The organism is Tolypothrix sp. VBCCA 56010 (genome assembly GCF_050875635.1).
GTDB lineage: Bacteria > Cyanobacteriota > Cyanobacteriia > Cyanobacteriales > Nostocaceae > Hassallia.
The window spans coordinates 21,256-44,515 of record NZ_JBPAOH010000051.1 but is presented as its reverse complement, the minus strand read 5'-3'; the positions used below and the strand labels follow the sequence as shown (position 1 = coordinate 44,515).

Annotated in this window: 22 protein-coding genes; 8 read left to right on the top strand and 14 right to left on the bottom strand. The window is 41.9% G+C overall.

The genetic code is table 11. From position 1 onward, the window contains the following. Positions 1 to 1,109 precede the first annotated feature (1,109 nt). The gene (sbcC, locus tag AABK37_RS18635) at positions 1,110 to 4,133 is read left to right on the top strand and encodes an exonuclease subunit SbcC (RefSeq protein ID WP_432553035.1); all 3,024 of its coding nucleotides are present in this window, start codon (positions 1,110 to 1,112) and stop codon (positions 4,131 to 4,133) included. Between the two features lie 686 nt (positions 4,134 to 4,819). After that, positions 4,820 to 7,078, top strand: a complete 2,259-nt coding sequence (locus AABK37_RS18630) for a sensor domain-containing protein (protein ID WP_432553034.1) — start codon at positions 4,820 to 4,822, stop codon at positions 7,076 to 7,078. Between the two features lie 170 nt (positions 7,079 to 7,248). On the opposite strand, the gene AABK37_RS18625 is transcribed toward AABK37_RS18630, so the two are convergent. Then, on the bottom strand, positions 7,249 to 8,790 hold the full coding sequence (locus tag AABK37_RS18625) for a peptidoglycan-binding domain-containing protein (RefSeq protein WP_432553033.1): 1,542 nt from the start codon (positions 8,788 to 8,790) through the stop codon (positions 7,249 to 7,251). Between the two features lie 101 nt (positions 8,791 to 8,891). Between AABK37_RS18625 and AABK37_RS18620 the strand changes: the two genes are divergently transcribed. Beyond that, positions 8,892 to 9,131 (top strand): hypothetical protein, encoded by a 240-nt coding sequence (locus tag AABK37_RS18620; RefSeq protein WP_432553032.1) that lies wholly within the window; start codon positions 8,892 to 8,894, stop codon positions 9,129 to 9,131. Between the two features lie 204 nt (positions 9,132 to 9,335). Here the strand turns inward: AABK37_RS18620 and AABK37_RS18615 are convergent, their stop codons facing one another. From AABK37_RS18615 to AABK37_RS18600, 4 genes are all read right to left on the bottom strand, one after another. Beyond that, positions 9,336 to 9,863, bottom strand: a complete 528-nt coding sequence (locus tag AABK37_RS18615; protein WP_432553031.1) for an SH3 domain-containing protein — start codon at positions 9,861 to 9,863, stop codon at positions 9,336 to 9,338. Positions 9,864 to 9,953: 90 nt separating this feature from the next. Beyond that, a complete protein-coding gene (locus AABK37_RS18610) occupies positions 9,954 to 11,471 on the bottom strand; it encodes an AAA family ATPase (RefSeq protein WP_432553030.1) in 1,518 nt (505 codons plus the stop codon). A 253-nt stretch (positions 11,472 to 11,724) separates the two neighbouring features. Further along, complete coding sequence (locus AABK37_RS18605; protein WP_432553029.1) at positions 11,725 to 11,883, bottom strand: hypothetical protein; 159 nt, start codon at positions 11,881 to 11,883, stop codon at positions 11,725 to 11,727. A 346-nt stretch (positions 11,884 to 12,229) separates the two neighbouring features. Continuing rightward, entirely contained in the window at positions 12,230 to 12,469 is a 240-nt protein-coding gene (locus AABK37_RS18600; protein ID WP_432553028.1) for a hypothetical protein, read from the bottom strand. 117 nt (positions 12,470 to 12,586) lie between these two features. Between AABK37_RS18600 and AABK37_RS18595 the strand changes: the two genes are divergently transcribed. Next, complete coding sequence (locus AABK37_RS18595) at positions 12,587 to 12,814, top strand: hypothetical protein (RefSeq protein WP_432553027.1); 228 nt, start codon at positions 12,587 to 12,589, stop codon at positions 12,812 to 12,814. 85 nt (positions 12,815 to 12,899) lie between these two features. Next, positions 12,900 to 13,181 carry a hypothetical protein gene (locus AABK37_RS18590; RefSeq protein ID WP_432553026.1) on the top strand — a complete coding sequence of 94 codons (282 nt, stop codon included), beginning with the start codon at positions 12,900 to 12,902 and terminating at the stop codon, positions 13,179 to 13,181. Between the two features lie 228 nt (positions 13,182 to 13,409). Here AABK37_RS18590 and AABK37_RS18585 read toward each other — a convergent pair whose 3' ends face one another. The 9 genes from AABK37_RS18585 to AABK37_RS18545 form a co-directional block, all read right to left on the bottom strand. Next, the gene (locus AABK37_RS18585; protein ID WP_432553025.1) at positions 13,410 to 14,339 is read right to left on the bottom strand and encodes a nucleoside hydrolase; all 930 of its coding nucleotides are present in this window, start codon (positions 14,337 to 14,339) and stop codon (positions 13,410 to 13,412) included. A gap of 544 nt (positions 14,340 to 14,883) precedes the next feature. After that, the gene (locus AABK37_RS18580; RefSeq protein ID WP_432553038.1) at positions 14,884 to 15,390 is read right to left on the bottom strand and encodes a YceD family protein; all 507 of its coding nucleotides are present in this window, start codon (positions 15,388 to 15,390) and stop codon (positions 14,884 to 14,886) included. 205 nt (positions 15,391 to 15,595) lie between these two features. Further along, the gene (locus AABK37_RS18575; RefSeq protein ID WP_432553024.1) at positions 15,596 to 16,114 is read right to left on the bottom strand and encodes a protein jag; all 519 of its coding nucleotides are present in this window, start codon (positions 16,112 to 16,114) and stop codon (positions 15,596 to 15,598) included. Continuing rightward, entirely contained in the window at positions 16,114 to 17,259 is a 1,146-nt protein-coding gene (gene yidC / locus AABK37_RS18570) for a membrane protein insertase YidC (RefSeq protein WP_432553023.1), read from the bottom strand. Before yidC ends, AABK37_RS18575 begins: the two co-directional genes overlap by 1 nt. 54 nt (positions 17,260 to 17,313) lie before the next feature. Beyond that, the gene (locus AABK37_RS18565) at positions 17,314 to 17,508 is read right to left on the bottom strand and encodes a hypothetical protein (protein ID WP_432553022.1); all 195 of its coding nucleotides are present in this window, start codon (positions 17,506 to 17,508) and stop codon (positions 17,314 to 17,316) included. After that, the gene (locus tag AABK37_RS18560; protein WP_432553021.1) at positions 17,508 to 17,900 is read right to left on the bottom strand and encodes a PH domain-containing protein; all 393 of its coding nucleotides are present in this window, start codon (positions 17,898 to 17,900) and stop codon (positions 17,508 to 17,510) included. Before AABK37_RS18560 ends, AABK37_RS18565 begins: the two co-directional genes overlap by 1 nt. Then, positions 17,890 to 18,306, bottom strand: coding sequence for a ribonuclease P protein component (gene rnpA, locus AABK37_RS18555; RefSeq protein ID WP_432553020.1), 417 nt, complete (start codon positions 18,304 to 18,306; stop codon positions 17,890 to 17,892). The genes AABK37_RS18560 and rnpA overlap by 11 nt, the downstream gene beginning before the upstream one ends. Before the next feature lie 27 nt (positions 18,307 to 18,333). After that, complete coding sequence (gene rpmH / locus AABK37_RS18550) at positions 18,334 to 18,468, bottom strand: 50S ribosomal protein L34 (protein ID WP_089125209.1); 135 nt, start codon at positions 18,466 to 18,468, stop codon at positions 18,334 to 18,336. A gap of 158 nt (positions 18,469 to 18,626) precedes the next feature. Further along, positions 18,627 to 19,139 carry a DUF2808 domain-containing protein gene (locus tag AABK37_RS18545; RefSeq protein WP_432553019.1) on the bottom strand — a complete coding sequence of 171 codons (513 nt, stop codon included), beginning with the start codon at positions 19,137 to 19,139 and terminating at the stop codon, positions 18,627 to 18,629. 765 nt (positions 19,140 to 19,904) lie between these two features. Between AABK37_RS18545 and AABK37_RS18540 the strand changes: the two genes are divergently transcribed. The 3 genes from AABK37_RS18540 (at position 19,905) to AABK37_RS18530 (ending at position 23,124) form a co-directional block, all read left to right on the top strand. Next, positions 19,905 to 21,065, top strand: a complete 1,161-nt coding sequence (locus tag AABK37_RS18540; RefSeq protein ID WP_432553018.1) for a Re/Si-specific NAD(P)(+) transhydrogenase subunit alpha — start codon at positions 19,905 to 19,907, stop codon at positions 21,063 to 21,065. Positions 21,066 to 21,263: 198 nt separating this feature from the next. Further along, a complete protein-coding gene (locus tag AABK37_RS18535; protein WP_432553037.1) occupies positions 21,264 to 21,554 on the top strand; it encodes an NAD(P) transhydrogenase subunit alpha in 291 nt (96 codons plus the stop codon). Positions 21,555 to 21,717: 163 nt separating this feature from the next. Next, the gene (locus AABK37_RS18530; RefSeq protein ID WP_432553017.1) at positions 21,718 to 23,124 is read left to right on the top strand and encodes an NAD(P)(+) transhydrogenase (Re/Si-specific) subunit beta; all 1,407 of its coding nucleotides are present in this window, start codon (positions 21,718 to 21,720) and stop codon (positions 23,122 to 23,124) included. The last annotated feature ends 136 nt before the right edge of the window (positions 23,125 to 23,260 follow it).

Sequence of the window (23,260 nt, the reverse complement as noted above, 5' to 3'; positions counted from 1 at the left end):
AGCCTGCCTTCGCAGGCTCTAAAACTCATATAGCCTGCGAAGGCAGGCTTTGTTTGTATAGCGATACCCTTCAAGGGTATTGCGGCAAAATTGGGATGCTCCCCATCAAAATGGGATGACTGCAATTCTATTAACCGTTGCTATTGAAGTAGCTGGCTCAGAAAAAACAAGAAATTTGTTATCAGTTACAATACCTGGAATTATCTTAATTGCATTATTTTACTTTATGACTAATTATCTTTTAGATCGAACTTTACCACGCCCTCAAACTTAGTAGTTTGCTTAGACTTAAATTAACTGCAAATCGAGAATAATTTATGTTCTTGTACATAACAAAGGAGCTTTCATAGTAATCATAAAAAATTATCCAGTTTCAGATAACCTAAATTACAGCAGATTGCCGGTTTAGGAGGTACAGTAACAGCAGTTCGTAAACCAGTTTTTTAAATGCTCAGGATTAATCAAATCGAGCGCAGTTGCCATTAAAGTATCAACTATTTTTGCAGTGGTTGGAGAAAAGGAGCGCAAAAGAGTAACACTAATCATGGTGATTAGTTCTTTGATTCTCGCAGTTATCGACGAAAAGAGTCGCCCTCAATTTATAGATTTGACAAAATTTGCAGTAGGTACATATATTGTGTTGATACCTCGGTCAAGGTTAAACAAAGCGATCGCGTATGTGACAATTTGATTTTTTAGATTATCCAAAAATAACGTCTGCGTTATTCTTATAAAAAAATTCGTCTAATATTATATAGACTATCATCGGAAATTATATTTCCGATTTTTCTTCATCAGCGATAAGAAAGCAAGCATTAGGGAACAAAGCTTCCGCTACTACTCTAAGGTAAAGTTTTTCTCTTGTCTGCTTTATTTATCCCCCTGCTTTCTTCTCGGTTAACAGTGAGTGCGAAAGCCAGCGGCAAGTTAATTTTTATCTCAATAAAATAAAAAATTTTTGCATAACAAGAAAAATATGACGATTAAAATTGTTAATTTTTGTAAAATTAAAGTCTTCAATACTAGAAACATGATTTCCAAATAGCTAAACTATCTTAAGTGCATCTGTACTGTTTTTTATAAAATGTAGATGTGGCGCTATAGCCTCGATGATCCCAGTACAACTAATCCTCAAAAACTTTCTCAGTTACCGTGATGCAACTTTAGATTTTCGCGGTTTGCATACGGCTTGTATTTGTGGTTCCAATGGCGCTGGTAAATCTTCGCTTCTCGAAGCTATCACTTGGGCGATTTGGGGTGAAAGCCGCGCCGGTGTTGAAGATGATGTTATCCATTCTGGTGCGAAAGAAGTTCGAGTTGATTTCACTTTTCAAAGCAATCAGCAAATTTATCGAGTTATTCGCACCCGCCCTCGCGGTGGAACTGGCGTTTTAGAATTTCAAGTGGAAACACCTTCTGGGTTTCGCGCACTTACCGGCAAAGGGGTAAGAGCGACTCAAGATGTAATTTTAGAACACATTAAGCTCGATTATGAAACTTTTATTAACTCTGCCTATTTGCGTCAAGGTCGTGCAGACGAGTTCATGCTCAAGCGTCCGAACGAACGCAAAGAAATTTTAGCAGAGTTATTAAAGCTAAATCAATACGATGAATTGGAAGAACGAGCAAAAGAATCGTCTCGTCAGTTTAAAGCAAAGGTAGAAGAATTAGAGCGTTCTTTGGAGTCGAGCAAAACTCAACTGCAACAACGTTCTGCTACACAGGCACAACAAGCAGAATTAGAAGTTGAACTCAACGAGCTGCAACAAATACAAGCTTTTGATAATATTCAATTACAAAGTTTGCAAGTTGTCCAGCATCAGCGCCAAAATTGGGCTGAACAATTGAGCTTTGTCAGGCAACAATACCAAAATCTGAGTTCTGATTGCGATCGCCTGCAACAAGAACAGTCAGCAATTAAAAGTCAACTTTCAGATTTACAAACAATCTTAAGTCAAGAAACCCAGATAAAAGCCGGTTACGCGCAATATCAAACGCTGCAATCTCAAGAAGAATCTTTCAGCGTAAAGAGTGCCGAATATACACAGCGAATACAACAGCGTCAACAACTACAACAGCAATTAACCAAACAAGTTAACGAAATCGAACGCCAATTGCAACAAGCGATCGCTCAATTAGAAGTTTTGCAGCAACAAGAGCGAGAAATTCAACATACTCTCACCAATCAAAGCGAAGTTGAAGCCGCTTTAGCACAGCTAACAAAAGCGCGTAACCGAGTTGCTCATTTAGATCAACTACAAATGCAAGTGTCTCCCTTATTGCAACAGCAAGCGACTTTGCAGAGCCAATTAGATCGAGTTGGTGCCACTTTGGTAGCACGTCTCGAACAACTCCAACAAGTAGAAAATCAACTGCAACGCGCTTTTGGACGCCAACCGCAGTTGCAACAAGCGGTGATGGATGTAAAAACGCAAATTGAAGAATTAGAGAAAAAGCGAGTTTATCTGCAACGAGTGCAGGAAAAAGGACACGAAAGGCGTCACTTTATCGAACGCTTGCAAGCGCAGCAACGAGAATATGAAAGAGTATTGGGAGAACTAAATCAAAAACTACAAATGCTGCAAAATCCAAATGCACTTTGCCCATTGTGCGAACGTCCTTTGGATGAACATCACTGGAATCGAGTCGCAGATAAAACTAAAGCAGAGTACAAGGATACCGAAGATCAGTTATGGGTATTTCGAGAGCAAATGGCATTCTCGGATAGAGAAATTCAGGTACTCAGGCAGGAATACCGGGAAATATCGCAAAAATTGGCGAGTTATGATGCTTTGCGCGAACAAAGAGGACAATTAGCAGCACAACTTCAGTCTACCAGTGATGCGGAAACACAACTACAACAAATTGCTGCCGAAAAACAGCATTTAGAGCGATCGCTTGAAGTTGGCGATTATGCTCCAGAAAAACAACTCGAATTACAGCAATTAAACGAATATCTTCAACAACTAAATTACAACGAACAAGACCACGCTCTCGCCCGCAGTGAAGTTGAGCGCTGGCGATGGGCAGAAATTAAACTTCAGCAGATTAAAGACGCAACCAAGCGAAGTTCGCAAATAGCAGCACGAAAACCACAAATTGAAGCGCAAATTGCCGAATTACAAAATAAAATTCAGCTTCTTCAAACTAATTCTGAATCTGCCAAACAAATTGCCGCCCTTGAGCTACACATTGCCGAAATTAATTACAGTTCCGAGCAGCATAATCATATTCGCACAAGTGTACGCAAAGCGCAATCTTGGGAATTGCGCTATCAACAACTGTTGTCGGCTCAACAGCAGTATCCGCAACTTCAAGTGAGATTTCAAGACTTAGAAGCGTCCAGACATGCGAGAATGAGCGAAAAGCAAACAATTGAGCGCCAACTCGAAAGCATCGTTGCCCAACTTGAACAAACAGCAAACCCAACTGCTCAAATTGAAACCCTACAGCAACAAATTGCGGCACGCAGACGAGAACTCGACGAAAAAATCGGGCAATTAGGACGTTTAGAACAAGTTGCTCACCATCTGGAAATGCTGCAAACTCAATTCCTGCAACAGCAGCAAGAACTGCAAGAAGCCAAGCGACAACAGCGCGTTTATCAGGAATTAACGCAAGCTTTTGGTAAAAATGGCATCCAAGCATTGATGATTGAAAATGTCTTGCCTCAACTGGAAGCTGAGACAAATCAATTGCTTTCGCGATTGAGCGCGAATCAATTGCATGTGCAATTTGTTACGCAGAAAGCGGGAAGAAGCGGCAAAGCGAAGAAAAATGCCAAGTTGATAGACACTTTAGATATTTTAATTGCTGATGCGAGAGGAACGCGAGCTTATGAAACTTACTCAGGTGGAGAAGCTTTTAGAATTAACTTTGCGATTCGTTTAGCTTTGGCGAAATTATTAGCGCAACGGGCAGGGGCAGCGTTGCAATTGTTGATTATAGATGAAGGCTTTGGTACACAGGATGCCGAAGGATGCGATCGCCTGATTGCCGCGATTAATGCGATCGCTTCTGATTTTGCCTGCATCCTCACTGTAACTCATATGCCCCATCTGAAAGAAGCCTTTCAAGCTAGGATTGAAGTCAATAAAACGAAGCTTGGTTCACAGTTGCATTTGTCGATGTAATCATAGCTGTTTTTATCGCTATCATAAGTTCCAGCCAGCAACTGATTGTATTTGAGTCTATAGCTATAATTGTTCTACTCTATACATCCAAAAAATTTGTACATTTAGATAACAACAAAATGCAAATTTTTCTAACGTTTTTATTAATAAAATATTAAGAAAAGTCAAATATTAAAAATTAAAGGTTTTGATATGACAGATTGTCTAAATTTTAATTACAGGTAATTAATAATATCAACATAAAATAGACAAATAATCATATAATATTTGCTTATTTTTAACTTTTACCAAAATCCAGGTATGGTTTTTGATATTAATTATGTACAATATTATTGAAAAACAGAAAATTATAAATCAAAATTGCTCAAGAATCTGGAATATAAAATTGATTAAGCCCTGATAATTTCATTTATCCAACTTGCATTTTTCTTTGATTGAGACATAATTGACGGCAAATACATCGGATAAAATTGCTTTGAAATAGCAAAAAATAAAATAAACAATGAAATACAAGATAAAAATTTTCGGCAAATATATAAATTATTGGTTGTGGAAACTAAAAAATATTTTTATAAAAAAATCAAACACTATCTATTATAGCAGAGACTACCATGATAACTTTGATGGTTGGTTTATTCACCTGCTTAGGAGCAATCTTAATTATCTTATGTATCTCAAATTCTCTTTTGGCAAAAATCAGAAACATACAAGCGGCTAATCAGATAAACACCAACAATGTAAGTAAAAACACATCGCTAGATAGTAAGAAAAACGAGTGCGAAGTTATTAACAGCAACAAGCAAATATTGTTTCAAACAGATAATTGGGGTAGGTGGACATTTCTCAATCCGGTATGGACAGAAATAACTGGATTTACACTTGCAGAAAGTATTGGTACGAGTTTTTTAAATTATATTCATCCAGAAGACCGCCAACGCAACTTAGAATTATTGAAAATTCTTAAGATACAGCGAATAAAAGACTACGTATATGAAACTCGCTACATAACCAAAGATGGTAGTTGTCGTTGGTTAGAAGTTCATATGCAAATTACACTTGATAGTGAAAGTCAAATTGTCAATACTTTTGGCTTCTTAAAAGATATTAGTTATTGCAAACAAGATATAAATGGTTTGCTTTCAACAGAAGATGCACTTGAAACATTGATTAAAGAAAAGTATACACCCGAATTGCAAAGGGAAATTAGCGAACGCAAGCGTGTACAAAAAGAATTAGAAAAATCCCTTTCTTTGCAACAAGCAACACTAGAATCCACCGCCGATGGTATTTTAGTGGTGGATAATAAAGGTAATATTACAGGTTTTAATCAAAAGTTTGTGCAAATGTGGTGTATTCCCGACTCGTTGATGGAGTCAGGAAATTACAGAAAAGCTTTGAGAATGGCGATAAAACAGTTACAAGACTCCAGACAGTATCTTGCCACAGTCAGAGAATTATACCTTAACCCAGACGCACAAATTTATGATGCGATCGCCTTCAAAGATGGCAGAGTATTTGAGCGTTATTCGCAACCGCAGCGCATTGCAGGCAAAATCGTCGGTAGAGTTTGGAGTTTTCGTGATGTCACCGCTCACAAATTAGCAGAAGCCAAAATTCGTCATCAAGCTTTGCATGACCTTTTGACTGATTTACCTAACCGAGTACTATTCAATGAAAGGCTTTCTGAGTCATTGGCACAAGCGCGTGAAAAAAAAGAAAAACTAGCTGTGTGCTTTTTGGATTTAGACCGCTTCAAAACTATTAATGATACACTAGGTCATGCCCTTGGCGATAAATTGTTGCAAAGTGTAGCTCAACGTCTCACCAAATATCTGCGTTCAAGTGACTTTATTGCGCGTTGGGGAGGTGATGAATTCACCTTACTTTTGCCGGAAATTAATGATGCTAAAGAAGCAGCTTATATTGTCCAACATATATTGGCAGCATTAAAACCAGGATTTGATATAGAAAATCATCACTTGCATATCAGCGCTAGTATTGGAATTGCGCTGTATCCGATGCATGGAGAAGACGGAGAAACCTTAATTAAAAATGCCGATGCAGCGTTATCTCGCGTGAAGTCACAGGGACGAAATAACTATCAGTTTTATCACTCAGCTATAAATTCTCAAGCATCCGAATTATTAAGTTTAGAAAATAGCTTGCATTATGCTTTAGAGCGGGAAGAATTTATAGTTTATTATCAACCGCAAGTTAACATCAGTACGGGTGAAATAATAAAGATGGAAGCCTTGCTGCGTTGGCAACACCCAAAACTAGGTTTAATTTATCCAGAAAAATTTATTCCACTTGCCGAAGAAACTGGACTGATTGTCACAATTGGTGAATGGGTTCTCAAAACTGCCTGCGCTCAAAATAAAGCTTGGCAAGATACTCTTGGTTTTCCATCATTATCTATAGCCGTTAATCTATCTGCACGGCAATTTCAGCAATCTAATTTAGTTAAGTTAGTCACGCAGATATTATTAGAAACTCAATTGAATCCTAAGTATTTAGAGTTAGAAATTACCGAAAGTATTGCGATGCATAATGCTGAATTTACAACAGCAATTTTGAATGAAATAAATAATATGGGCGTTTATATATCTATAGATGATTTTGGCACTGGATATTGTTCTTTCAATTATTTAAAAAAATTTCCCATTCACGCTCTAAAAATTGACAAATCTTTTGTGCGCGATTTGACTAAAAATAGTAATGATGCCGCAATAATAACTGCAATAATTGCTTTGGCACATGGACTGAATCTTGCAGTTGTTGCCGAAGGAGTGGAAACTGAAGAACAACGTAATTTATTAAGAATTTTAGAATGTGAATTAATGCAAGGATATTTTTTCAGTCGTCCTGTATTAGCTGAAGATGCTACGAAACTATTACGAAAAAGCAAATCTCCCCGATTAAGTGCTTCTCGTTTAGTTGCATGAGATTAGAGAGGAGTGGAGGAGTGGGGGAGTGGGGGAGTGGGGGAAGAGCGGAATTAGGAAAAAGTTACCAATTAAGAGTTTTAACTCGTACAGACGCGATATATCGCGTCTCTACAACTCCGCGCCTCCTTACTCTTAACTCTTAACTCTTAACTCCCAAACCCTAACTTTTAAAAGTAATCTACGCGTGCATCTAAACCGCGCGATCGCAAATCTCTAGAAAGCTGTTCTGCTTGGGTGCGATCGCTAAATGCTCCCGCATTCACATAATTACCCAATCTCGATTCAGCGGGGAAAGCGTTAGGTACATATTGACGCACTATGTTGAGAGTATTGTTATTGGAAATTGGCACCACTACCACATAGCGATTACTGTTAGGACGATTCGCTACCGGCGAACCATTCAACCCTAATACTTGCCAAGTTTGCGAATCGACAACCCCAGTCGGATTGAGTCGATAATATTGCTGGAATGCAATTACAGACGATCTGGTGTATTCGCTAAAATAACCGTCAGGATAACCATTAAAGTAACCTAACTGCGCTAAACGCTCTTGGAGCGCTCTAACATTATCTCCCCTGTCACCTACAGAGATATAATTTTTGTTGGGTTGATTTTGATTAGCATATCTATCTTCCCAGGCTCTACGTACAGCTTCGAGTATTTGAATGTCGGCAATTCCATCGGCATAAAGCCTATAATCTTGTTGGAATCGACGCAAAGCATCTATGGTAACAGGACCTACATTACCAGTTGGATTAGTGTTAAAATAACCGAGATCGCGCAAACGCTGTTGCAGTTCTCTGATTTGCTCAGTAGAGATACTGACTCCTGGTGGAGTCGGTTCTTGAGAAGTTCTCAGTAATGCGTCCCAAGTTTGGCGATTTGCCACACCATTAGCAGGTAAACCGGCATTGCGTTGAAATGCAATTAGAGCATCTCTGGTAATCGATCCAAAGCGACCGGTGGGATTAGTATTAAAATAACCCGCCTGTTGCAATAACTGTTGTAATCTGGTTACGGCTGGACCACTGCTATTTTCAGAGAGAACAGGATATTCCCCACCTTCACCTTCACCACGTCTGATGAGTATTGCTTGTATGGTTCTGGAACCGACAACACCATCAGCACGCAATCCAGAAGCTTGCTGGAATCTAATCACTGCTTGCTGAGTATCTGAACCAAAGTAACCACTGACTGGACCGTAAAAGTAACCTAGTTGGCGTAAATCTTGTTGCAGCTTAGAGACTCTAGCACCGCGACTACCTTGCCGCAAGTCGCCGCTTTGATTACCAACATTACCACCAGGGTTTCTCGCTTGACATGCTTGTTGCAGCGATGCTAGCGTGCTGATACCCACAACTCCATCAGCAGGTAGTCTATTAGCACGCTGAAACCCGATTACAGCCTTCTGAGTCAAGGAAGCAAACTTACCCGTCACAGGACCCTTAAAGTAGCCTAACTTTTTCAAACAACTTTGGGTATTTCTGACATCATTACCGCTACTTCCCAGCTTCTGAAGTGCCATAGCTTGTCCAGCTATACTTAAAATACCCATAGTTAGCGCTACAGACAATAGGCGCATCGCGGCAACGCTAGAGAAGTTTTTCCAATTATTAAAAAATTTAAAATTCATGCCCAGAGGAACAACCTCGATGCTTTTAGATGCCTCGTGGGTTGAGACTATACCAAAATTACCAATGGTTTCCATAATTTTTCCAAGTTTTCGGGTTATAAAAATTTTTGTTGCAGTATTTAGCTTGCACGCTAACCTACGTTGTTCATGTCAGATGTTGACAAGTTTATCTCTGTATGCTGGCGACTGTTGGCTACAACAGTCAATCATCTACAAATGGTTTTGTACTGATTAACAACACACCGATAGAGTTGCTTTCCGGTAAGGTTGCAATTTTTTTTGCTATTAGAATACCATGTACAACAAAAACTTTAAAACCACTTAATTACACCTTGGTTAAAAAGTTATTTCTTGCAGATTTGAGTTGGTTAATTAAAATTGTCTTTTTGAATCAAGATACTTATTTTATGATATAATTCCAGCTTCTTAGAATCCGGGTTTCTTCAAGAAACCCGGATTCTAGGTGCGAGAGGACGCAGAGTTCACAGGAAAAAGGTTTGTTGCCGTTTTTGCGCTAATTCCTAACTTTTACTCATGAACGAGGTTGACAAAAAAGCGTGAAAACTCCTCTTTCAAGCGTCCCCACTCCCCACTCCCCACTCCCCACTCCCCACTCCCCTTTATTGTTGCGTTGGTTGGGAATTATCTTGAGCGTCAACTTTTTGAGTATTACCTGCTTTTACCCAACCTTCTGTATCGCTACCTTCGAGGCGAATTTTTTGCCAGACTTTATCTGCGCTTTCTTCCAAGACAAAGATTTTTTGATTAAAACCAACTCCACCAACACGTTCAGCATCCTGTTTTGCTTCTGCTCGCAAAATCAAGCCTTGAGACCAACTAACACGCGCAGGGTAAGCTCCCGGTGGCAATGGCTTTTTTGATTCCGCAGTATCGGGTGATAAAGTAAGAGTGGGGTTTGGTTTGGGAGTTTGGGCTTCAACAGGGGTAGGGGTGAGTGCGGGTGATGCTCCTGGAGTTTTGGGAGCTTGTGCTTTTATCTCCGGTGAATCGTTAGCAAAAATAGGTTTAGCAGGAGCTATGGCAGTTCGATTCATAAAATACAGCGCAGTTGCAACCCCACCACCAATTAAAACAACGATCGCCAAGAAAATCCCAAGTATATACTTTAGTACGTTAGAAATTATCATATTTAGAACCTTTGCACCATAGAAGTTAAGAGTTAAGGGTTAAAGTCAAAGATTATAACTCATAACTCTTAACTCATCACTTCTGACTTATTATTGCAGTTGTCGTTGAATGCGATCGCTTAACGGATTATGCTTCGATGCCAAACGCGCTCTCCCTGACGCTGCCCATTCTTGCAGTTTTTGAATTTGCTCCACAGCGGTTCGCGCTAGGGGGATAATCTGACTGGCTGCTTCGAGAATATCGTCGGTAGTAAAGTCCCGATTTTGGCTAAACCCGATATGCATCGCTTCCACTAAAGTTTGCTCAATCTCCGCACCAGAAAAATCCGGCGTTTCGTAAGCTAGCCTGTCTATGTCATAACTTTTCAAGTTATGCGGGCGCAGTCGGGATAAATGAACGTTAAAAATTGCTTTTCTTTCTTCTTGGCTGGGTAAACCAACAAAGAAAATTTCATCAAATCGCCCTTTCCGCAGCATTTCCGGTGGTAGCGCTTGGATGTCGTTCGCGGTGGAGACGACAAACACGGGTGAGGTTTTCTCGGCTAACCAGGTAATAAATGTGCCAAAGACGCGGCTAGTGGTTCCCGCATCACCTTTGCTACCAAGCCCGGAAAAGGCTTTGTCTATTTCATCTATCCATAAAATGCAAGGCGCGAGAGCCTCAGCAACTTGTATCATTTGGCGCGTGCGCGATTCAGATTCACCCACCAAACCACCAAATAACCGTCCCACATCCAGACGTAGTAATGGTAAATGCCAGTGGTGTGCGATCGCTTTTGCCGTCAATGATTTACCAGTTCCTTGAATACCCACCAACATTAAACCACGCGGGTGCGGTAATCCGTACTGACGCGCTCTATCAGTAAAAGAACCACCCCGACGCAGCAGCCAATCTTTCAGGTTATCCAATCCGCCAATATCAGATATTTGCTCAGTCGCGGGGTAAAAGTCCAAAATTTGCGTTTGGCGAATAGTTTGCCGCTTCTCCTCCAAAACCAAATCTACATCTTCTGGTTGCAACTCGCCATGAGTAGCGATCGCCCTAGCCAAAACCCGGCGAATTCTTTCCATCGAAAGCCCTTGACAAGAGCGCACCAAGTCATCTAAAACTTTACCAGAAAGTGAATTACCACCAGTCGCCATCAACAAACGTTCTATCTCTCCTTTGATTTCAGGGGCTGCCGGCAAAGGAAACTCCAAAACCGTCAAAACTTCAGTTAAATCGTCCGGGATGGCGATTCTAGGTGACAGTAGAACGATATTTTTCGGTTGAGACTTGAGAAGACGGGCAAGATTGCGGAGTTTGCGAGCGATCGCCACATCTTCTAAAAAGCGATGATAATCTCTTAAAATCAACACCGCCGGCGCAGAAGCCGATAACTTCTCCACAAACTCCAAAGCTTGCAACGGATTGCGACGACCAAACCCCGCATCATTCGGATTGCCTTGGTAGCCATCCACAAAATCCCAAGTATACACCGGACGATTGCCCTGATTTGCCGCTTCTTCCCGAATCGCTGCTTCTACCCGTTCCTCCTCATAAGTAGGAATGTAGATTAAAGGATAACGAGCGCGTAGCAGCAGTTTAAACTCTTCACGGAAGGTCATGAACGTACTCCTATCAACCCTTATATTGTCACCATTCCTACTAAATCGCGTACCAAACCAATTTGAAACTTAAAAAACTTCTTTAACTTTAAACACTTACACAAAAACTCTTCTTAACCTCTTTCCTTCGTGTTCTTCTCCTTCAAAGACGCGTTCGCGCTTCGCGTCTTTGCGGTTCGTTTTTCCATCTCTTGCCTAAGTCCAACTCCCAACACAAAAAAACCCTCCCCGTAAGGAGGGTGCGAATTAAAGCTTACAGGTTTAACATATCCATCGCTTGTTCCAAGTGCAACTTCGCCTTATAAATAGAAAGCAGCATCTCTTGGTCAAAACCGCTAGGATAAGCCATCCTTCTGCCCTCCATCGTCATTTTAATCAGTGCTGACTGTTCATCAGTGGGTGTACCGCTCATAGGAATCTAGACAAAGCTACCCAAAAGTAGTCAATGCTGGACAGCGACGTTTGTAATCTTAGTCCAAAGTCCTAAAACTACAGGGATAAACGGCAATCCCCCTATTCCCTCAAAAACATTGGGAATTACTTTTTAACGTAAATTAAGCCTATGGATTCAACTTAATAAAAGTTGTGCAAGGCTTGTCAAATAGATAAAGTACTGCAAAACATCCGATTTAACGGCGGCTTTATCGCTCCCCAAGCATATCAGATTGCTGTCTTTTTACCAAGTACAGACGTGCTGTTGCTTGGTCTCTACTACCCCTGCACGGAGGAACTGTGTCTATATATGGGTAGCAATTAAGTTACAGTTTCCAGCCCATCTCATCCAAGCATTCCCCGATAGCTTCAAATTTGTTCCAGCTAGGTCTTTTTAGTTCCCTAGCCTCCCTGATTTGCTTGATAGCTAACTCAGGGAATGTCATCAAACAGGTGATGTAGCTGATTTTATAACCTGGGTTGCCTGTTGGTTTAATGCCGTACTTGCGGCATAAATCGCGTAATTCGTTGAGAGTTTTAATTTCGAGTTGCGATCGTGTAAACATAATATTGTCTACTTCTCAAAGTGGATTTGGTGGCTATCCGCCGTGTAAAGTTGATAGCCACTAATTATTTATATATTGGTTAACCTGCTAATAAGTCAATATTCGTATAGTTTATTAATGGCTCGAAAAGGCGGAAATCCAGATTTAAAAAATTATGGCTTTTCTCCGTCAGGAGATGAACCTTTAAATAAAATGCTTGCAGTTAAGGTTACAAACTCAATATATCAACGAGTAAAAAGCTTATCCGATCCCTCAGGATTTATGCGTCAAGCTATCCTGGATGCTTTAGACAAATTAGATCAATCTGAAGATTCGATTGAAAAATCGCGGCTGTTAGACAACTGACATTTTTTAAAGTGCAGCCTTGTGCGTACAAAGGCTACCAAAATTAAAATTAAAGTATCCCCATGCCAGCTTAACAAATCAACTTATGACAGAAGGCGATCGCATCAACCGAATGGAAGATCACCTAATTGACATGCGTTTAGCAGTTAGCGCTCTTCTTGAAACAGTTACCCAGCATCAACGCAATTTTGAAACGATTCAGCGCAATTTTCAAACTATGCAGGGCAATTTTGATACCGTTGTGGCGGAAATTAGAGACATTCGCATAGAGATGCTGCAAATGCAATCAGAAATTAGAGGTTTACAAACTGAAAATAACCGCATTCTCGATATATTGCAAAATCGCAACACTGAAGGTGAATCTTGAACCCCACCCAACTTCTCGTTCCCAGTCTCAGATTGGGAATGCTATAAGTGAGGGCTGCTCCCTCACATATCATAGAATCTGTGGAGGCAGCAGCCCGGAAGTAAGGCGTTCCCAGCTAGAGACTAAAACGATAAACGAGAATATGGTGCCCTGCTGCGTTAACGCACCCTACAAGCTGGGACTCGGCTCAACCCCATATTCGTTGGAAGTCCCAAAGAGGGATCGCTTCTATTTTCTTAAGCAACTATATAAAATCTCTTTCCATCTTGGTATGTCAATTTCTCGAACTACAGTTATGTTTGGTTCTTTATGAAGGACATCTAATTCATCAATAACTGTCATACCGCGAGTTAGATCACTTGTTATTTCTATATCTACAAAATATTTGCCTTGACGGGTTACAATCGTAGGATCAAGAGCAACTGCCATCGCTACTGGATCTGCTAGTGTTAATCCAATAGCTCCTTGTAGTTTTCTAGAAGCTTCAAAAGAAAATCGATTGCTATTCACTGCTAAAAGCGATTTATCTGTTCCGAAAGCCTCAATCATGTCGATTTCAGTAGAGGTCAATGCGGCAGTATATCGGCTGAGTTCCCAACCAACCATTTCAATTGGCATTCCACTATGAAAAACGACCTTTGCTGCTTCTGGATCTACCCAAATATTGTATTCAGCAGCAGGTGTAACATTACCAACTGTATTAGCAGATCCACCCATTACTACACAGCGAGGAACTAGGGAAGCAATTTCAGGAGCACGGCTTAATGTAATAGCAATATTTGTAAGAGGCCCCAAGGTGACGAGGGTAATTTCATCAGGATAAGTTTTTAGTAAATCTATGATTGCATCAGTTGCATGTGACATTTTGGGTTTGATATGTGAATCGGGATAGTACATATTTCCCATGCCATCTTTGCCATGAAACCATTCAGCATAATTACTTTTTCTTAGAATTGGTTTTTTACACCCAACATACACAGGTGTAATAGCCTTACAAGTTTCTAACGTGTACAGTGCATTTTTCAAACCCTGTTCAACAGACACATTTCCATTAACAATTGTTATTGCAACAACTTGTACATCTGTCCAAGAATGGGCCATCATAATTGCTACAGCATCATCAGAAGCAGTATCTGTATCAATTAGTAGTTTACGCATAAAAAGTGTAACGTATGATTGTAGTAAAGAACAAAATAAATCGGATATTTACGTATTTGGCTCAGACTCTCTAGATCGCAAAATAGCTTCAGACTTTTTAATCACTAAGTACAGCGTTTCATAAATTAGGGTTGGAAATCTCAAATTTCATGTTGGGTTGCGCTGTGCTCCAACGCCAGTCGCCTGCGGAGGGAAACCCTCCCGCAGCGCTGGCTCCCCAACCTACCATAATTAAAATTCCGACCCCTTTTTATGGTGAGGTGTACTAAGTTCCTAATATCGTCATTTGTAAGTGAGTCATATTTGCCAAACTTATCAAAGATTTCTTGTTTAGTAATTCTTGTCAAGAGAATTGTCCTTTCAGAAATTTCATCAAGATTTCTTCTCCAAAAACTAGCTCTATCTTTGTCAAAAATATGTCCTTCCCCCGCCACGGCACGATTATCATTCTTATGCAGATTTATTTCTACTCAAAGACCTATTGACAAAATTCGCTCACTTTTAACTTGTGACCAATGGCCTGCGGGTGTGGGAACGTGCGAACCTATCCGGGAAGTTCTTTTTTCAAAGCTTCTAGCCCAGCCCAGCGCCGATCTACTGGTTTTTCCGAGTTAGTAGCAGTACTTGGAATAATACCCGGACAGTTCTTATCGCACAACTGACGCTGAGGTATTGCTAAACACATCTGCTCGTAGAGCCATTCACTAGGATAAAAATATCCCTCTGGCGATAAAGTTTCTAGCAAATCCTCCATAGGTACTTCCCGCTCTAAAGGCAAGTCTTCTGTTTCGTTAGCGGCTTCATCTAACCAAATAATTTCTTTTGTATCAACTACTACACGATGATTGTAGTTTTGCAAGCAGCGGTTACAGGTACAGGTAATAATTGCTTCTGCTTGACCGGACACTTGCAGGTAATTTCCTAGATGCTGGACGCGGATTTTACCGCGAACTGGTGTCAACGTTTCTAAACCGGGCAGAAATTCTTTAACCTGAATCTCCTCTGTCCGCTCCGGGGCTTTAGTTAGCTGCGGAATGTAAATCGCGTCCATAGGATTGTGAGACATCAAGAACGAAAAGTTATCATTATCAGCATTTCTGCTGATTTTACATTATTTAGTTTAGCTTTTACTATTAGAGGGTGCGATCGCAACTATTTACGGTTTTCCGAAATTTATTATTAAAGACGCGATGTTTTTCGCGTCCAATCAAAAATCAATCATGAGTTTAAACCACAGCCCAGATTTGGAAATAAAATTATTCCAAACGAGCTGGACGCACCACAAGCAAACGATGCGGCTCTTTACCTCGGCTGTAAGTTTCCAAATCACTAAAATCCTGAAAAAAGGTGTGGATTTGACGACGTTCGGCTGAACTGAGCGATTTAATTTCCACTTCTCTACCAGTAGCACGCGCTTCTTCAGCCGCAGATAAAGCCAAATGGCGAATTTCCGCTTGTCTTTTGACGCGGTAGCCGTTCAACTCGATTGTGTACGAGGCTTGCCGATCCTCTGATTGGTTCAAGTTGAGGACGGAGTTAGCTAAATACTGAATCGCATCTAGCACCGAACCATCAGTGCCAATTAAGATCCGAATTTGTTCTGGTGTTAAATTGCTTTCATCAATCGTTAACCAGTAGTTATCAAGTTCTTGAAACTCCCCATCCAGACCTTGAGTGGTTTCTATTCCACCCGTAATCTCAGCATTTACACCAGTTATGTGCAGCAGTGTTTTTAACCACTGCTGACCGCGTTGCATCGGTTCTGCTGCTTTCATCAACCTGTAGCCTTTTTCTTAGAACTTTTTGGCTCAAAAGGCAGCGCCTTTTGTCCGGCGGTTTCTTCCTGTTTTTTCTCAGATTCTACGATTTTTTGTAGTTCCTCTGGTAGCGGTTCGCGGGAAAGTATATAGGTTTGCAATGTCTGGAAAATATTACCAATCACCATATACATCAGCACCCCGGCTGGTAGAGGAAAGAATAAAAACATCCCAGAAAAGATAACTGGAGTGATTTTATTTACCGTGTCTTGCTGCGGGTTGCCTCCACTGGAATTTTGCCCAGAAAGCATTTGGCTAACATAAAGGCTGATTCCAAAGAATACAATCATGGCGACGATATCCCAGTGGACTGTACCATCTGGATCGGTTGCGCCAACTCTGCCTAAGGCATCAATGAATAGAAATCCTTTATCTGCCGCTAATCCGGGAATCGTTCCTTGAATAGTAACATCTCCCGGCTGTAAGGCTTCTACGTTGCCTTCAGCATCAATTTTTATCCTATCTTCACCTTTAGTTATTTTCCATTCCGGAACTAACTTAGTTTGCGGGTGTTCTGCTGTAACTGCCTCAAATGGCTTGCCCTCAAGAGTTTGATATTGTATCTTGGTGTGTTCTCCTACCGCTAATTTGTTACCAGCCGGCAGTATGGCAGTCACTTTGACGTGTTCGCCATCAGCTACGTAAATGTTTTGGGGAGGAGTGGCAAAGGCTTGAGGTTGAATTCTTTCTATTTGATCGGCAGGAAGGATTTGCAAGTTAACGTTATAGTTCGCACCTGCAAAAGGTGAACCCCTCAAAGTAGCAAACAACGCCAATAAAACTGGCATTTGCACTAGCAATGGAAAACATCCTGCTAGTGGATTGCCAAATTCTTTTTGGACGTTCATCATTTCTTCTTGCTGCTTTTGCGGATCGTCCTTAAAACGCTCTTTGATTTCCGCCATCCGCTTTTGCATCAGAGGTTGTACAATCCGCATTTTCCGCATGTTGCGAATTGAACCAGCACTCAGGGGATAGAGCGCAAAGCGGACTATCAATGTCAAAGCAACGATCGCCAATCCATAACTAGGCACAATTCCATAGAACAAGTCTATGATTGGCAGCATCACGTTGTTCGAGAGAAAGCCGATACCAAAATCCATTATTGTGAATTCAACCTGAGTTACTGTAAATTGACTGAATCTAATTTATCGCTTTTATCGCTCATCATCATAGACGTGCGGCGATATTCCACTACGGATAGCCGCACAAGGGGGGATGGGGGGAGGGGGGGATGGGGGAGAGGGAGGAGACAAGGGAGAAATTTTTCCTTGTCCTCCTTGTCCTCCTTGTCCTCCTTGTCCTCCTTGTCCTCCTTGTCTCCTTGTCCCCTTGTCTCCCCCTCTCCCCATTAATTGTTAACAGTGCCAGTAAAATTAGGATTTTTGGCAGCAATTCTTTCTAAAATGTAGTCGTAGGTTTCGCGAAATTTGGGAACTGCCCGCATTTCTAGACGACTACCGTTTCTAAGAGTAAGCACCATATCTCCCCACATACCAATGCCACGGGGAACTTTGACTACTTTGACAATTTCTGAGTATATTACGTCAGTGCGATCGCGTCCTCTCCAACCTCCTGTTACTGTCACTCGGCGATCGGTGATGCGGTAGCGCAGCCACAACGCTCTGACAATTGCCCCAACTGTCAATGGTAAACCTACAACTGTTAGCCCAATCAGCACGTTTATAATTAAATCCCCGATATGGGGACCGCCTTCATAATAAACATCTTCTTTAATACCCATTTAATACCTCAGCTTGTGCCAACAACTGCTCTAATTCTTGCAGAAATTGTTCTCTTACGCACTCTTGTGCGGCTGTTGGTTTGACAATTACTACTAGCCTGAATCCTGGTAATAATTTGGGCAACAATTTATGCAAAGCTGCTGCTATCTGCCTTTTGAGCCGATTGCGAACTACTGCCCGTTTGCTGACTTTGGTGCTAATCGAAATGCCTATGCGCGTGCTGACAGGATTTGCCGAATCAGTCGGTTGTGTAGTTGTCGCCACAGCATCCAAAGAAGGCATTCTTGAAGATGACGGTCGTAAGGCTCTCAATGTTAAATAAGAACCATGACGACGAGTTCCTTCTCGGAAGACTGCCTGAAAATCTTTGCGTGATTTTAGCCGATTTGCTTTAGGTAAAGCCACAGATAAACGCGATCACCTTCAAATACCCTAAACGCTCAAACGATGACGCCCCTTTTGTCTCCTAGCCCGGATCACGTTTCTTCCATCCGGTGTCCGCATCCTGGCACGAAATCCAGAAGTTCTTTTTCTCTTACGGCAAGTGCCACCCAAAGTTCTCTGCATACTGTTCTCCTCTTAGGCTTCTAGAAAAACTCACAATCTCGTATTTTACCACATAATGGGTAATTGGGCATGGGGCAATGGGCAATGGGCATTGGGAATAAAAAGAAGCTAGACGTATTTCACAAAGTTACTATGCCCTATGCCCCATGCCCCATTCCCTAACTAACGTTGATAATCCAGGTTCCTAGATAACGCAGTAGTGGTACATCGCCTGGGGAGAGTACTTGACAATTAAAGTAAAATGTGCCGCCGAAGGCTGGGTTTTGGACGTTAGACAATTCCAAGACAACGTTAGTACCGGCGGGAACTGGCTCTTCTGGGAAGATTTCAATTACCCGTCCTTCTTTATCCCATTTCACCTCAGATACGGCAACTTTTTTGTTATTGACGAGTACGTTAATCTTTTTCGGGTCAAAAGTCCCTTTGTAATAATTTGGATAGTTAACGACGAATTGAGCCACTGCCAATTTCATCTTTTTGGCGGGAATTCTCAGATTATAGCGATCCCATCCATTTGTTTGACCGCCAAAATCTAACCGGAAAGGTAGCTGGTTTTTGCCTTCAATCCCGCTAAAGAGTGTAAATCCAGGTAAGCTCTGTGCCAAGGTGACGGCTGGCAGCCCAGTCACCAAACAGCCAGTCACGGCTAAAGCCGAAAGTAAACGTCGCATTGTTAGGCTCCTCTGACAGATATAAGTCTTTTATCTAAATAACTGGGCGTTATTGTTCTTAACTAAACTTTACTACTGACTTGATGAGAATGGACGTTAATTGGCAAGGAAAAGTGCCGGAACAAGAAACGTCAACTGCCGGAAAATCAAAATATTACAGTAAGCTGCTTTACTTGATATATAAAGACTTTTCCGGGTTATTTCGGAGATTGCCATGTTTGATTTTCGCTTATGCTTGGTTGCGAGTACGCTCCTTCATTACGAGTTGAGTTTGAATTGTATGGAAAACACGCTCAAGAAAGTGGATTGTGTTTCTAAATATGTAGAAGTGTGTCTAAAATAAAGAAGTTTGTGATAAAAGTTGATTGTGAGAGAGAGCGATCGCCTGTTGATTTGCGCTAAATTCATGGTTGATAAACTTTACTGCAAGCAGGAAGCATTCAGATTTTTCAGGGGAATAAGCAAGTTAAAAGAATATGATGAATCTTCCGCAATGTAAAGAAAAAATACAAAAATTTTTCAATGCCTAAAATAAGTTGAAGACAAAGATGCAAAATTAAAGGTTCAACATAGGATGTGCAGTATGTAGCTATGAATGCAATTGCCTGAAATGATGACATCTGCAAGCACCAAGTGCAAAGGCTCCTTCCTATGCTTGACAATAGCTGATAGCCTGAACACACTTGCTATCTCCTGCGCTAAATCCGGAAATTGGCAAAATTTTGCTTTCTTGCAGACAATAGGTATTTCTTTCAAGGAGATTTCATGAAAATAGCGGTTGCTAAAGAAATAGAAGTTTGTGAACGTCGTGTAGCATTAATTCCCGATACCGTAGCCCGATTGGTAAAACAAGGCTTGGAAGTATGGGTAGAAGCAGGTGCGGGTGAGCGAGCATTTTTCGCTGATAGTGCTTATGAAGCAGCAGGAGCGAAAATTATCGCGGATAGTGCCACTTTATGGGGTGAAGCAGATATTTTGCTTAAGGTCAGTCCACCGCAAGAGCGAGAAGATGGACGCTCAGAAGTTGATTTACTTCATGAGGGAGCTGTATTAATTAGCTTTCTCAATCCTTTGGAAAACCCGGTAGTCGCACAGCAACTAGCAAATCGCAAAGTCACAGCTTTGAGTATGGAGATGATTCCCCGTACTACCAGGGCACAAAGCATGGATGCTTTATCTTCGCAAGCGTCAATCGCGGGATATAAAGCGGTATTAATTGGTGCAGCGGCGTTACCAAAATACTTCCCAATGCTGACGACAGCCGCAGGTACGATCGCACCCGCGAAAGTATTTATTATGGGGGCTGGTGTAGCAGGATTGCAAGCGATCGCCACCGCCCGACGTTTGGGATCGGTAGTAGAAGCTTTTGATATTCGTCCCGCTGTTAAAGAAGAAGTGCAAAGCTTGGGAGCGAAATTCGTCGAAGTCAAACTCGAAGAAGAAACCGTTGCCGCTGGTGGTTACGCCAAAGAAATTTCCGAAGCTAGCAAACAGCGCACTCAAGAAGTTGTCACCGAACACGTCAAAAACGCCGATATTGTCATTACTACCGCTCAAGTTCCAGGGAAAAAAGCACCGCTACTGGTAACAGAAGAAATGGTAGCGCAAATGAAACCAGGTTCAGTAATTGTTGATATCGCAGCCGAACAAGGTGGTAATTGTGCTTGCACCGATCCCGGCAAAGATATTGTCTGGAACGGCATTACTATCATCGGTCCAATTAATCTACCATCATCAATGCCAGTCCACGCCAGCCAATTGTATGCGAAAAATGTTACATCTTTGATGCAATTGCTGATTAAAGACAAAGCATTACAGGTGAACTTTGCTGACGACATCGTTGATGCAGCTTGTATTACCCACGCAGGCGAAATTCGTAACTCACGGGTGCAAGACGCGCTACAAGCTTTTAGCAGTGTTCGGTAATAGGTAATGGGGAATGGGGAATGGGGCAAGGGGGCAGGGGGCTTTCTTGCAGGGGGAGAAATATTTCTTCTTTCTTACCGATGCCCAATGCCCTATGACGGCAGGTGCTTCAAGTCGGCAGAGCCGCCCAACGCACTGCCTCCCCAATGCCCAATGCCCAATTCCCAATTCCCAATTCGCAAACGGAGTTTTTCATTGATGACAGAAGCATTAATTGCAGCTTTATTTGTATTCGTTCTCGCATCATTTACCGGGTTTGAAATCATCAACAAAGTACCGCCAACGCTACACACACCCTTAATGTCAGGTTCAAACGCGATTTCGGGTATTGCGGTACTTGGGGCAATTGTGGCAAGTGGTGCGAGAGAGACAAATCTTTCGGTAATTCTCGGTTTGATTGCTGTGGTATTAGCGATGGTTAACGTGGTGGGTGGTTTCCTCGTCACGGATCGGATGTTGCAAATGTTCAAGAAAAAGGCGAGTGGTTAAAAGTTAGGAGTTAGGAGTTAGGAGTTAGGAGAAAAATAACAACTAACAACTAACAACCAACAACTATCAACTAACAACCAACAACTATCAACTAACAACCAACAACTATCAACTAACAACCAACAACTATCAACTATCAACCAACAACGAACTACCACTGATTATGAGCGATTTTCTTCCAACTGGGATTCAGCTTGTGTACTTAATTGCTGCATCCTTATTTATTCTGGGTTTGAAAAAGCTGGGTTCACCTGCGACAGCGCGAAATGGTAATGTGATTGCAGCGGTGGGAATGTTGCTGGCGATTGTGGCAACGCTGCTGGATCGGCAGGTGTTGAACTATGAGATGATTTTGTTAGGTTTGGCGATCGGCTCGGTAATTGGTGCGATCGTTGCTTACAAAGTCCAAATGACAGAAATGCCCCAAATGGTGGGTTTACTCAACGGTTTGGGTGGTGCAGCTTCTGCCCTCGTTGCTGTTGCAGAATTTTGGCGGTTGTTGCAACACGGTGAAGCAATACCCCTAGATGTCAACATCTCGATGCTGGCAGACGTGTTAATTGGTGGTGTGACTTTCACCGGTAGTTTTCTAGCCTTTGCCAAACTGCAAGGTTTAGTCAGCGGTACGCCGATTACATTTCCCTTGCAGCAACCATTTAACCTGTTGCTTCTCGGTGCTTATCTAGCAGGCAGTGCCTATTTAATCGTATCCCCCTACAACCTACCTGTATTCTTAGGGGTGGTTGCCGTTTCTCTGGTGCTGGGTGTGATGTTTGTCATCCCCATCGGTGGCGGTGATATGCCTGTGGTAATTTCGCTGTTAAACTCGTTATCGGGGATTGCTGCTGCTGCTGCTGGTTTTGTGGTGATGAACAATATGTTAATCATCGCTGGTGCTTTGGTGGGAGCATCTGGTTTAATCCTTACTGAGATTATGTGTAAGGCAATGAACCGCTCTTTATTTAGTGTGCTGTTCAGTGCTTTTGGTTCAGCAGCTGCGTCTGGTGGTGGTGCTGGTGGTGGTAGTGCGATCGACCAAACTGTTCGCAGCATCGATCCCGAAGAAGGAGCGATGATGTTGGGCTATGCTCGTTCTGTGGTAATTGTACCTGGTTATGGGATGGCGGTTGCTCAAGCACAGCATAGTGTGCGCGAGTTGGCAGACCAGCTTGAGCGCATGGGTGTTGATGTTAAGTATGCAATTCACCCAGTTGCTGGTAGAATGCCGGGACATATGAATGTGTTGTTGGCTGAGGCGAATGTGCCTTATACTCAGCTTCACGATATGGAGGATATTAATCCCCAGTTTGAGCAAGCTGATGTGGCTTTGGTAATTGGGGCAAATGATGTAGTAAATCCGGCAGCGCGGAGTGATGTAAATAGCCCGATTTATGGTATGCCGATTTTAGAAGTTGATCGGGCAAAGCAGACGATTGTAATTAAGCGCGGGATGAGTGCGGGTTTTGCCGGTGTAGATAATGAGTTGTTCTACAAGGATAAGACGACGATGCTCTTTGGTAGTGCTAAGGATATGGTGGCAAAGTTGGTTTCGGAAGTGAAGCAGCTTTAACGAACCGCAAAGGCGCAGAGAGCGCAGAGTAAAGAATTTAAGAGTTGGCTTGCCTTGGGAGTGTGACATTCCCAGGGCAAGTTTTTTTAAAACCCATAATTTATTTAAGTTAACTAGTAATAACACTGAAGACTGA